Source organism: Arthrobacter sp. Y3223151, from assembly GCF_059091125.1.
The window spans coordinates 60,526-72,208 of record NZ_JBNHGI010000003.1 but is presented as its reverse complement, the minus strand read 5'-3'; the positions used below and the strand labels follow the sequence as shown (position 1 = coordinate 72,208).

The window sequence follows — 11,683 nt, the reverse complement described above, 5'->3', positions numbered from 1 at the left end:
GTGGGCGGGAAAATGAGCCGCCCGAGAAGGTGATGTGGCGGCGTCGTGACGCGCCCCGGCCTTGCGGCATCGAAGCGTGACACACATCATATGGAGCTACTTTTGCGATCGCAATACCTATTGCATATTCATCCTCAGCCTGCCATGCTGACTGCACAGTTCGTTCAACGAAAGGAGCCGCCATGCAGGCGCAACAGGATCAGGAAATCATTCTGGGAGACCTGCCCAAGGGCATCACTCTGGCCAGCGAAGCCATGGGCAACAAAACCTGGAACGTCCTCGGCCACACCTACTTGGCCAAGTCGGAAAGTGCCACCAGCTTTGCGTGGCTGTCGCTGGATCCCACCGGAACCGGCGTGCCTCCGCATGTCCACCCCACTCAGGACGAGCACATCTACGTGATGGAAGGCGTCTATACGCTGTACCTCGACGGCGAGTGGACCACTGCGGGCCCGGGCGACACCGTCCGCATGCCCCGGGATTTGCCGCACGCTTACTACAACAAGGGAGAGACCCCGGGCAAGGCTCTCTTCTGGGTCAGCCCGTCAGGCCGGCTGGCCCAGCTATTCGACCAGCTGCACGACCTCAGCGATCCGGAAGAAGTTGTCCGCCGCTCGGCGTTGCACGACGTAAACTTCCTGCCCGAGGGCAGCGTTTCCGGCGCGTAAACGCCCGCTCCGGAGCGGCCGGGGAAAGTTTTGAACAACGGCGCCGGTGCCCTGCTCGCGCAGCGAGGGCACCGGCGCCGTTGCTTATCGGGCCCGCGGATACCGCGCCAGCTCAGCGGACCGCTGCCGCCAGCTTCCGTGCATGGTCGGCGGCCGGGGCACGAAGGATGCGGTCCAGGGTCAGGAAGACTTGTTTGGCTTGCGGTGCTTTCCAGCCTTCAGGCAAGTATTCGAAGGGCAAGTTCGGGTCCCGGTAAGGGAACCTTCGCCACTGAGTGAGCATTGGCACGTACAGGCTGAAGGCGTCGCGCGGAAGCGGCTTTTCACCTTTGAAAGTCCGCCGCTGCCACTCGTCAGCCACCGGAGAGTAACGAGCCAGGAAATCCTGATACTGGCGTTCGAGCAGGGCGAGGTCCCACCACTGTTGCACCTGCTCGCGGACATTGCCGTCTTTGAGGTAGCTTCCAGCAAAGTACTCCGTGTAGCGGTCCAGACCGCGGTCAGCAAGCCGGCGCATAGCCTGCTCCATCACCGTAGCGGGCGCGACCGCCACGCCTGCCGCCACAAACCCAAAGCCCAGGCTGGTCAATTCCGCGCGCAGTTCATACCGGCGGTTTCGTTCGGCCTCCGGCACGGAAAAAACTATCAAGGCCCAGGGGTCTTCCGGCCGTGAACGCTCAGGTGCGAAAATGCGCTGGTCATCGGAATGAAAAATATCCAGCACGCCTTCGGAGAGTGCGTATTCGGACACTCCGTCGGTCCGGCGACCGGACAGCACACCCTTTGACTTCAACCGGGAAATGGTCGACCGCGCTGCTTGACCGTCCACGCCCAAGTCCGCCAACATTGCCACCAGCACAGAGACCGGCAACCACGCTCCGGCGCCTCCCGCATAAAGACCGTAGAGCGTAACCAGCAATTGCTGCAGCTGCGGGCGCTGCGTCCGTGGCGCCATGGCGGGAATTGAGTCCTCCTCTTGAATGCGCACCCTTCATACTCCGTGCGTCTCCCATCCTAAGTCGGTGACACTTATCAGCTGCGCCGGGCTGCAGCGGCGGTCCGATAGGCTCGGTGGGTGCGCGCTGAAGACGAGATTATTGCCGGCCGGCTGCCGGGCTCAAAGGGACAACCACCGCATCACCGTTTCATCGTTACGGTCTTCGGCATCTATGGTCGGCAAAGCGGCGGTGCAATCCCCGTGGCCGTCGTCGTCCGACTGCTGCAGGACTTGGGTGCGGAACCGGGCAGCGTGCGTTCCTCGATCTCACGCCTTAAAAAGAAGGGCGTACTGACCAGCGAGCGCGTCGACGGCGAGGCCGGCTACGCCCTCTCTTCGGAACTTGAAGAGCATTTCCGGATTGGCGACGAGCGCATTTTTGCCCCCCATACTGCGCGTGCGGAGGACCCGTGGCTGTTGGCGGCGTATTCCGTCCCGGTCACTCACGCGGTGGGGCTGGGAAGAGATCGTCTTCCCAGCCCCACCTCTTTGAGGTCGGCGCAGTTTTCAGTTCCGCGATCCAGAAGACTCGCGGCCGTGGCTGCGTGCGCCGGGGCAGCCCCGCCTGACATCAGTGCGAGGGCGACCAGGACCGGAACCATCAGAATGTTTAACGCCAGGCGCATGGAAGGACTCTCTAGTGAAGGAAAGGCGAGACAGGAAAAGCAGTGGCGGAACTATCGACGGCACCTGCGGCGCAACATTATCCGAACCGATCGAGGCGAATCAAATGCACCGCGCGGTGCATAAATTGACACTATTCCGGTCCCCGGAATTAGGGCCCCGCGATCGTCTTATTCCTGCCGAAGAGCGACAATTGTTCGTTATGCACGGCACCTCCGGTCACAGCTCAGCCCAGCAAAAGCGCAGCTTTTGGAAAGCAGCAACAGGCTTTCAGCAGATTAACCGCAGGGTCGGCTTTTGCGCCGAGTGCACTCGTTACTTTCGGAAGGTGGCTGGCGCTGGGCCAGCTATCTCATCCGAATACGGAGTAAGAATGACTGCAATTCGCAAGATCGCCGCTGGCTTCCTCACCGCCGCCCTCCTTGTTGGTGGAAGCGCCACCGCCGCATCCGCCGCTGACCTTGAGCCCGTCACGACCGCGCCGGTTGTTACTGAGTCAGCCGCCCTCACCATGGCCGACGTCGCAGCAGCAAAGGCTGCCTTCAAGGACGCGCAAATCGGAGCCCGCGCCGCTGAGAAAAAGGCCAGTGCCACCGCTGCCGTTGAGCTGAAGTCGCTGTCCAAGAAGGTGAAGCTCGCCAAGGGCAAGGCTGTGAAGGCTGCGCAACTGGAGGTCAAGAACCTGCGTGCAGCCCAGGCCGCGGCGCTGAAGAAACTCCGCGCCGAGAACCGAGTGATCGTCGGCGAGGCCCGCGCCGCCTACCAAACCATCGCTGCCGCCTACGAGGCGCAGCTGGTTGCCGCGCAGCCGGTTGTCGAAGCACCCATTGCCGAGCAGCCAGCCGCCTAACGTCGCATCGCGCAAGGATGGGTGCCGCCCGGTAACCTCCAGGAACGCGAACGGCGCCCGGCCTGCTGAATGCAGACCGGGCGCCGTTGCGTGTTCAGCGAACCTGACTTACCCGGCCGCCGGGGCGAGAGACGGGGATGCCGCGGCGACCGGGGTCTCCGGCTGCCCGCCCTGCAGGCAGGCGATGATGTTCCGGGCCGGCAGCGCCACGTATTCGCGCAGCGAGACGTTGCTGCGGTATGCGGCATGGGGCGTGACGATCGCCGACGGGTGGACCACCAGCGGGTGGTCGGCCGGGGCCGGTTCCTCCGAAAGCACGTCCAGCATGGCCCCGGCGACGTGGCCGGAGTCCAGGGCGGCGCAGAGCGCCTGTTCGTCGACGAGGGCGCCGCGCGACACGTTCACCACGTAGCTGCCCGCCGGCAGGACGGCGAGGTTCTCGGCGTCGAGCAGGTTCCGGGTCTCCTCGGTCAGCGGGGTGTGCAGGCTGACCACGTTCGAGGCCGCCAGGACCTCGGCGAGCTCGCCGCGGCGCACGTCGCCTGGCCACGCCTCGTCCGGGACGAACGGATCGTAGGCGATGACAGACCCGAAGACCGGGGCCGCCAGGCCCGCCAGGTACTGGGCGATGCGCCCGAACCCGACCAGCCCCAGGGTCAGCTCGCTGATCCGCGGCGGCACCGGGATCCCCTCCCCCGTCCAGTCCCCGCGACGGGTGGCAGCCCGGGAGCGCGGGAGCTCGCGGATGAGCGAGAGCATGCCCGCGAAGGCGTGCGTGGCCACGTCGCGGGTGGCCACCGAGGGTACGTTGCACACCGTGATGTTCAGGGCGGCCGCCGCCTCCAGGTCGACCATGTCGAAGCCCGCGGACATGGTGGCCACGGCCTTCAGGTTCGGCATGGCGGCGATCATCTCGGCGTCCAGGGTGGCGTAGCCGAGGATGATCCCCTCGCACCCCGCCGCGGCGTCGAGAATGGCGCCGCGGTCACGGGTGTTGAGGTAGTGCCCCTCGATGCCGGCCTCGGCCAGCAGCTCCAGGGCAACGGAGTAGTCGAGGTCCTCGGCGTCGGTAATAATGACCCGCGGGCTTCCCGTCATGCCTGGCCGTCCTGCGCGAACAGCTGCGCGGGCACGTGGATCAGCTGGACCCCGCCGTCGGCCAGGGCCTGCCGGATGGCCGGGGCCAGCTCGGCGGCGTCGTGGATCCGCCGGCCGGTGCCGCCGAAGGCGGTGGCCAGGGCGGCCCAGTCGGGCTGCACGAGCTCCACGCCCACGGGCTCGATGCCGCGGTCCAGCTCGTTCTGGCGGATCTCGCCGTAGCCGCCGTTGTCGGCGCACACCACCACCAGGTCCAGGCGCTGTTCGACGGCGGTGATGAGTTCCTGCACCGCGAACATCAGCGCGCCGTCGCCCACCACGCAGACCACCGGCCGGTCCGGCGCGCCGATGCGGGCGCCGATCGACGCCGGCAGCCCGTAGCCGAGGGTGGCGTAGGCCGGGGTGTAGAGCAGCGAGTGCGGCCGGTCCTGCGGCACGAAGCTCGCCGTCCCCAGATACGTGGCCTGGGAGGAGTCGCCGCCGATGATGGTCGACGCCGGCACGGCGGCCGCCACCTGTTCGGCCAGCGCGGCGAACTCCGGGGACAGCGCCCGGGCGGCGTCGCGCAGCCCCGGACGCAGCCGGGCCGCGCGGTCGGCGCCGCTTTCTGCCCGCGGCGGGACACCGCCGTCGTTGTTTTCCCGCAGTGCGGCGAGCAGTTGGGGCACGACGGCGGCGCTGTCACCGACCAGCGGAACGTCGGCCGCGATGTTCTTGGCCATCTGGCCGGGCAGGATGTCCACGCGGATCACCGTGCCGCTCGGCTGCAGCTGGTTGAACCACAGTTCGGCCTCACCGACCTTGGAACCGATGACCAGCAGGACGTCGGCCTCCTCGCAGAGCTGCTGCGCGGCGGGCAGCCGGATGTCCGAGCCCAGCGAGAGCGGATGCGATTCGGGGATGGCGCCCTTGCCGTTGAGCGTGGTCACCACGGGGGCGTCCAGCGCTTCGGCCAGCTGCAGCAGGTGCTCGCCGGCCCGCAGCGAACCGCCGCCGGCCAGCAGCACCGGCCGGCGCGACTCGGCCAGCAGCTGGGCGGCGTGCCGGATGGCCTGGTCGGACGCGCCGGCCGGCTCCCGCCGCGGCGCAGCCTGCAGCAGCTCCGCCGGAGCGTCGCTCGGTCCCTCGAGCACGTTGAGCGGTACCTCGATGTGCACCGGCCGCGGGCGCCCGTAGCGGAAGAGTTCGAAGGCGTCGTGGATGCCCTGGACCGCCTCGGTGGCGGAGGTGACGCGCCGCGACCACTCGACGATCGCGCCGACGGCGGCCGTGGCGTCCTTCGTCTCGTGCAGCGAGCCGATGTCGGCGAACTCCTCGCCCTCGGGCACGCCCGGCGACAGGATGATCAGCGGCCGGGACTCGCAATAGGCGGTGCCCGCGGCGGAGAGCGCATTGAGCAGGCCGGGCCCCGACGTCGTAATGACGACGCCGGGCAGGCCGGTCTGCTGTGCCCAGCCGTCGGCGGCGTAGCCCGCACCCTGTTCGTGCCGGGTGGTCACCGGGCGGATGTCCAGCGGCGCCAAGTGGCGGTAGAACTCCAGGTTGTGCGTGCCGGGGATGCCGAAGATGGTGTCGATGCCGTAGTTCCGCAGGACCGTCATGACGGCCAGGCCGGTGTTATCGGCGACGACCCCCTCGGGCAGCGTGACCGCGGGGGTCGCCGCCGGGGTGTGCTCAGACATGCTGGACCTCCGCCTTGGCTCGCACAGGGCGGTCGGCCGTGAAGCGCTGGATGCCGTCCACCCAGGTTTCCAGGACCTGGATGTCGGCGATGTCGGCGGCGTCGACGGCCAGCGGGTCGCCGGCCAGGACCACGAAGTCGGCCCGCTTGCCCGCGGTCAGCGAGCCGAGGTCGTCCTCGCGGCCCAGCGTGTGGGCGGCGTTGATGGTGTGTGCGGCCAGCGCCTGGTGCGCGGTGATGAGCAGCGAGTCCGACCCGAGCTTGACGCCGGAGCGAGTGATGCGGTTGGTGGCCGCCTGGATGGCTTCTAGCGGCTTGGGCTCGGCCACGGGGGCGTCGGAGCTGATGGTCACCGGCACGCCGGCTGCCACGAATTCGCCCAGGGGGTTGAAACGCTCGCCCGGGGTCCCGACGGCTTCCTTCACGCCCTCGCCCCAGTTGTAGTAGTGCTGCGGCTGGTTCACCGGGTGGATGCCGGCGGCGGCCATCCGGTCGATCTGCTCCAGCGTGGGCAGCCCGCAGTGTTCGATCCGGTGCCGGGCATCGGTGTCGGGGCGTTCCGCCTGCGCGGCCTCGATGGCGGAGATGACCATCTCCAGGGCCGTCGGGGACTGCGCGTGGGTGGCGGTCTGCAGGCCCAGCCGGTGCGCTTTGGAGATCAGCGCGGCGTAGTCGGCCGGGTCGTGGTAGAGCTGGCCGGTGCGGCAGGGGTCCCCCACGTAGCCGTCCGGGAAGTATGCGGTCCAGCCGCCCAGGGTGCCGTCGGCATAGAACTTGAACCCGGCGAAGCTCAGCCGCGCGTTGCCGAACTGGCCGTGCAGGCCCATCTCGGCGGCCTCGTCCAGCAGGTGCGAGAGCAGGTACATACTGACCCGGACCTTGAGCTGGTTTTCCTCCGCCATGCGCAGGTACATGTCGAACTCGCGCCGGGACACCTGGGCGTCGCCGATGGTGGTGACGCCGCCGGCCAGGAAGTTTTCCTGGGCGATCTGCAGCTGGCGCAGGTGCTCCTCGGGCGCGTCGGCCAGGTGGAAGTTCGGGCCGTGGTGGCCGATCTTCACGCCCTCGAGCCCGGTGAGGATGTTGCAGGCCGCGTCGGAGAGCTCGCCGGTCAGCTCACCCGAGGCGTCGCGGAAGAACTCGCCGCCGGCCGGGTTGGGGGTGTCCTTGGTGACGCCGTGCAGTTCGAAGGTGTAGGAGTTCACCACGCCGCCGTGGCCGGAGGCGTTCATCAGGTAGACCTCGCGGTCGGTGGCGACCTCGTCGAGCTCCTGCCGGGTGGGGTGGCGGCCCTCCACCAGGTTGGTGTGCTCGTAGCCGAAGCCGCGCACGGGCAGGCCGTTGGGGGTCTCGGCCGCCCGCTCCTTCAGCAGCGCCACGATCTCGGGGATGCTGCCGGCGCGTACCGGCCCGCAGTCCACCCAGGTCTTCAGCTGCCCGTACATCAGCGGGTGCGCGTGCGCGTCGATGAAGCCCGGCACGATGGTGGCGCCGCCGGCGTTGTGTTCCTTCGGGTCCGGCAGGCCGAGGTTGACGGCGGCGGCGCGGCACTGTGCCTCGGTGCCCACGGCGAGCAGGTAGCCGTCGTGCACGAGCATGGCCTCCGCCGTCGGGCGCTCTTCATCCATGGTGTGGATGGTGGCGGCCGTGATCAGCTGTGGGATGAAGCTGGTCGCGGGAGCGTCGAATGTCTTGAGTTTCCTCACCGGAAGGCCTCCAGGTTGGTGTTGCTGTTGTTCGTGCGTTCTGTGTCGGCGCCGGCGGCTAAGTCGGCGTCGTCGTATTCGTCCTCGTCGCGGTGCTGGGGAGCGATCACCAGGCAGATGATGCTCAGCACGCCCATGGCGCCGAACATGATCAGGACCGGCCAGATGCTGCCGGTGCTGCTGTACAGGTAGGTCGCGGTCAGCGGGGAGAGGGCCGCCCAGATGGCGTTGGCCATGCCGTAGGCCAGCGAGATGCTGGTGTAGCGGGCCTGTGCCCGGAACAGCTGGGACAGGATGGTCGCGGTCGGCGCGTAGGTGGCGGTCATGACCAGGCGCATCGCGGCGAACGCCAGGAAGATCAGCCATTCCGGACCGGTGGACATCAGCAGGAACTGCGGGACGATCAGCACGATCGAGCCCACCAGGCCGACGAACATGACCCGCTTGCGGCCCCACCGGTCGCCCAGCCAGGCGACGCCCAGCGTGCAGATGAGCTCGACCAGGGCGGCCACGGACAGCGCGTTGAGGATCATGGTTTCGCTCAGGCCCACCGACGGGTCGGTGCCGTACGCGGTGGCGAAGGTGGTGGCCAGGTAGTAGCCGCCGGTGGAGATGGGCAGCAGGCCGATGCCGATCAGGATCGGCTTCCAGTTGGTGACCAGCGCGTGCTTCAGCGGCAGGGACTGGACCTTGCCCTCGACCTTCTCCTCGAAGACCGGGGATTCCTCCACCCGGTAGCGGACCCAGAAGCCCACGCCGATCAGCACCACGGAGAGCAGGAACGGGATGCGCCAGCCGCCGTCCACCAGGAACGTGTCGCTGATCCCGGACAGGTAGGCGAAAATCAGGGTGGCGCCGAGCGCGCCGGCCGGGTTGCCCAGCTGCGCGAAGCCGCCGTAGAAGGTCTTGTGCTTCTCCGGCGCGTGCTCCACCGCCATCAGCACGGCGCCGCCCCATTCGCCGCCCACGGCCAGGCCCTGCAGGGCGCGCAGCACCACCAGCAGGACGGCGGCCCAGGAGCCGATGTTTTCGTGCGTGGGCAGCAGGCCCACAAACACGGTGGACAGGCCCATGATCAGCAGCGTGATCACCAGCGAGGGGCGCCGGCCGAACTTGTCGCCGATGTGGCCGAAGATGATGCCGCCCAGCGGGCGCATGAAGAACCCGACCGCGTAGGTGGCGAAGGCGGCGGCGATGCCGGTCATCCGGTCCGCTTCCGGGAAGAAGAGCGGGCCGAACACCAGGGCCGCGGCCGTGGCGTAGATGTAGAAGTCGTACCACTCAATGGCGGTGCCGACGAACGCCGCGAATCCGGCGCGGCGGGCCCGGGCGTGGCTGAACTGCGGCCGGGCTGCTGATGTATGAGACATGGTCTTCCACCTTAAGGTGTGGGCATGAGTGCCGTTGTGATCTCTGCGACTGTAGGGCCTAAATCACAATCCAACAAGAGCACAAATGTCGCATTACGGTCCCCTGAATTCACTTCTGCTCCGGTTCCCGCGCATGTTTCTGCGGAAGGGCTTGCCTGTGCGCCGCATCACTGGATAATTGACGACGGCGGTGCTCACTTGGGAGGTTAAGGAAACTTTGGCGGACCACATCGAAATGATCGACACAAAACTCGTCCGGGCTCTTCAGAAGGAGGGCCGGGCGAGCTACCAGGAACTGGCCCGCGAGCTCGGCCTGCCACGGGCCACGGTCTCGGCCCGGCTGCGGGAGCTGCTGGACAGCCACACGGTCCGGGTAGTGGCGGCGGTGGATCCGGCGTTCCTGGGCCAGCACGTGATCGCTCACGTCTCGGTGGTGGCGTCCGGGCCGGTGCGGCATATTGCCCAGCGGCTGGCGGAATGGTCGGAGGCCGTACTGGTTTCCGCAATCGGCGGGACGCACGACCTGATCGCCGAGATCCGCGTTGCCACGCACGACGAACTGCACGCCGTGCTCACCCAGCTCCGCGAGCACCCCAACGTGGCTTACATCGACACGCTGGTCTACACGAGGGTGGTCAAGGGCCTCTTCATCTCCCAGTACGCCGGCGAGGTCACCATCGACCAGGTGGACACCCAGCTCATCGAGATCCTGCAGCAGGACGGGCGGACCAGTTACCGGGACCTTGCCGCCGCCGTGGGGCTCACGCCCACCGCCGTGCGCTCCCGGGTGCAGCGGCTGCTGGACGCCCGGATCATTAGGATCAGCGCGGTGGAATCCCGCGGCGCCGGCGGCCGGCAGCTCTCCATGGGCGTCGGCCTGAACCTCTCCGGCGACAACGACGCCGTCCTTGAACTCCTGCGCGACTCATCCCACGTGGAGTTCGTCGCCCAGACCGTCGGCCGCTTCGACGCTATCGCCACGCTCGCCGCCGAGTCCCCCCGCGACCTCCTCGCCCAGCTTGAAGAAATCCGCAGCCTCCCCGCCGTCAGCCGCACCGACTCCTGGCTCCACCTCGAAGTTGTCAAAGAAGACTACGCACGACGGATTTTTTGAACTATGAAGAACGACTGTCGGCGCCAGCTATCTGGCTCCATCACGAAGAGCGGAGTCGCAGCCAGCGCCAGTCGCACTTTGAGTCATACTGTTTCCCCGCTGTGTGGGCCGTGGGAACAGGCTCTGCGTCTTTCGCTGGACCGCGCAGGCGCGTGCACTGCCCAGCCCACCGCCTAGCAATCTTGTAGCCACTACTAGCGATTCGCAACAAAGATTCCCCTACTGGCGGGGTAATTTTGAACAATGCCTTCCTTTCTTGCTGCCGACGTCGAAGATGAGAACCATGTCGGCTTCAAATACTCCCTGCGCTACACCCGGGACATGGAGGAGCTGATCGGACAGTATGCCGGACACCCCTTAGAGGTCAGCTTTCGCGAACTAGTCGGCGCGCTTCCAGCCGACGAGTCCACCCACAGCATCTTCCCCTACCCCGCCAGGCTCCTGCGGCACATCCCAAGGATGATGCTTGCCAGCCGTCAAGCCTTATCCGGCATTGATTATGTTATAGATCCATTTTGCGGATCGGGCACTGTCTTGCTTGAAGCACAAAACCGTCGCATACCTTCGCTAGGAATAGACCAGAACCCAATAGCAACATTGATCAGCAGAGTCAAAACCGCTCCGCTGCAGATGCCGAAAATGATCAGTCTTTTAGAACAATCGACAGCATTGGCGAAACGCAGCAGAAAGACTCAAATTCCCGCAGATTATTTACGCAGGTGGTACGAACCTTCTGTCCTTTCTGCGCTAAGCCGACTGGCCGCAGCAATTAATCGTATTGGGGACCCTCATCACATTGATTTCCTTTCGTTAGCATTGGCGTTAACGGCTAAACAGCTTTCAAACGCTGACCCACGGATTCCCGTTCCTGTCAGGCGTAAAGATGCAGACGGGCCCACATTGACCTCAACCGACGTCTGGCGTCTATGGCAAGTCACCGGCGAGCGTATGGCTGCGAAGATTTGCCGTATCCACGGTTCCGAGCCCCGGGCACATGTAGTCCTCGGAGATGCACGCGACCATTCGACTTGGTCCACCCCGCTACTGGGTCAACCGAGCTTGATTGTTACAAGTCCTCCGTACGGCGCAGCCCAGAAATATATCCGAAGTACCAGCTTGGAATCCGGTTGGCTCGGCTTCGCCGAAGACAGAGGCACAATTGGCCTAGAAAGAACAAGCATAGGACGAGAGCATCTCAATAGGGCCGACCGTAGTAATCACTGCGTGGACCTGAAAAACGCGGAACTGAATCACGTTTTGAGCCAAATCGCTGAGGACAACCCCACCAGAGCAAGCATATACAGAAACTACTTCCTAGACATGAGACGCGTGTTCATCAACGCCGCTTCTCCGGAAGTCAATTGTCAACGGCTTATACTTATCTGTGGCACAAACACTGTCCGGGGAAAACTAATTCAAACTCACGAGCATCTGTCACAGATTGCAGAGTCACTAGGGTTTAAGAGAATAGTCAGCCTGCGAGACGCAATCAGGGGGCGAACCCTCTTGACGACCAGGAACTCAGTTGGCACACCAGCTCCCGCTGAATACATCGAAATGTTTGAGAGAGACTGA

General features: G+C 65.7%; 10 protein-coding genes. 5 read left to right on the top strand and 5 right to left on the bottom strand.

The features are described from left to right. Positions 1-182 precede the first annotated feature (182 nt). Entirely contained in the window at positions 183-668 is a 486-nt protein-coding gene (locus AC5RUP_RS06290) for a cupin domain-containing protein (protein WP_494153295.1), read from the top strand. Between the two features lie 112 nt (positions 669-780). On the opposite strand, the gene AC5RUP_RS06285 is transcribed toward AC5RUP_RS06290, so the two are convergent. Beyond that, positions 781-1,656, bottom strand: coding sequence for a PaaX family transcriptional regulator (locus tag AC5RUP_RS06285; RefSeq protein ID WP_494153294.1), 876 nt, complete (start codon positions 1,654-1,656; stop codon positions 781-783). A gap of 87 nt (positions 1,657-1,743) precedes the next feature. Between AC5RUP_RS06285 and AC5RUP_RS06280 the strand changes: the two genes are divergently transcribed. Next, complete coding sequence (locus AC5RUP_RS06280; protein ID WP_494153293.1) at positions 1,744-2,415, top strand: hypothetical protein; 672 nt, start codon at positions 1,744-1,746, stop codon at positions 2,413-2,415. 247 nt (positions 2,416-2,662) lie between these two features. Then, positions 2,663-3,139 (top strand): hypothetical protein, encoded by a 477-nt coding sequence (locus AC5RUP_RS06275; protein ID WP_494153292.1) that lies wholly within the window; start codon positions 2,663-2,665, stop codon positions 3,137-3,139. Positions 3,140-3,247: 108 nt separating this feature from the next. Here the strand turns inward: AC5RUP_RS06275 and AC5RUP_RS06270 are convergent, their stop codons facing one another. Genes AC5RUP_RS06270 through AC5RUP_RS06255 form a run of 4 tightly spaced genes read right to left on the bottom strand, consistent with a single transcriptional unit; the run spans position 3,248 to position 8,994 of the window. Beyond that, on the bottom strand, positions 3,248-4,237 hold the full coding sequence (locus AC5RUP_RS06270; RefSeq protein ID WP_494153291.1) for a C-terminal binding protein: 990 nt from the start codon (positions 4,235-4,237) through the stop codon (positions 3,248-3,250). After that, on the bottom strand, positions 4,234-5,919 hold the full coding sequence (locus AC5RUP_RS06265; RefSeq protein ID WP_494158380.1) for a thiamine pyrophosphate-binding protein: 1,686 nt from the start codon (positions 5,917-5,919) through the stop codon (positions 4,234-4,236). The genes AC5RUP_RS06270 and AC5RUP_RS06265 overlap by 4 nt, the downstream gene beginning before the upstream one ends. Then, a complete protein-coding gene (locus AC5RUP_RS06260; RefSeq protein WP_494153353.1) occupies positions 5,912-7,624 on the bottom strand; it encodes an amidohydrolase in 1,713 nt (570 codons plus the stop codon). Before AC5RUP_RS06260 ends, AC5RUP_RS06265 begins: the two co-directional genes overlap by 8 nt. Further along, entirely contained in the window at positions 7,621-8,994 is a 1,374-nt protein-coding gene (locus AC5RUP_RS06255; protein WP_494153352.1) for an MFS transporter, read from the bottom strand. The genes AC5RUP_RS06260 and AC5RUP_RS06255 overlap by 4 nt, the downstream gene beginning before the upstream one ends. Positions 8,995-9,211: 217 nt before the next feature. Here AC5RUP_RS06255 and AC5RUP_RS06250 point away from each other — a divergent pair, with 217 nt between their 5' ends. Beyond that, entirely contained in the window at positions 9,212-10,108 is an 897-nt protein-coding gene (locus tag AC5RUP_RS06250) for an Lrp/AsnC family transcriptional regulator (protein WP_494153351.1), read from the top strand. 243 nt (positions 10,109-10,351) lie between these two features. Beyond that, on the top strand, positions 10,352-11,683 hold the full coding sequence (locus AC5RUP_RS06245; protein WP_494153350.1) for a hypothetical protein: 1,332 nt from the start codon (positions 10,352-10,354) through the stop codon (positions 11,681-11,683).

Bases quoted from the DNA above. Each gene is read 5' to 3' on its own strand.
- AC5RUP_RS06255 (WP_494153352.1), bottom strand. From the start codon at position 8,994: ATGTCTCATACATCAGCAGCCCGGCCGCAGTTCAGCCACGCCCGGGCC.
- AC5RUP_RS06265 (WP_494158380.1), bottom strand. From the start codon at position 5,919: ATGTCTGAGCACACCCCGGCGGCGACCCCCGCGGTCACGCTGCCCGAG.
- AC5RUP_RS06275 (WP_494153292.1), top strand. From the start codon at position 2,663: ATGACTGCAATTCGCAAGATCGCCGCTGGCTTCCTCACCGCCGCCCTC.
- AC5RUP_RS06290 (WP_494153295.1), top strand. From the start codon at position 183: ATGCAGGCGCAACAGGATCAGGAAATCATTCTGGGAGACCTGCCCAAG.
- AC5RUP_RS06245 (WP_494153350.1), top strand. From the start codon at position 10,352: ATGCCTTCCTTTCTTGCTGCCGACGTCGAAGATGAGAACCATGTCGGC.
- AC5RUP_RS06270 (WP_494153291.1), bottom strand. From the start codon at position 4,237: ATGACGGGAAGCCCGCGGGTCATTATTACCGACGCCGAGGACCTCGAC.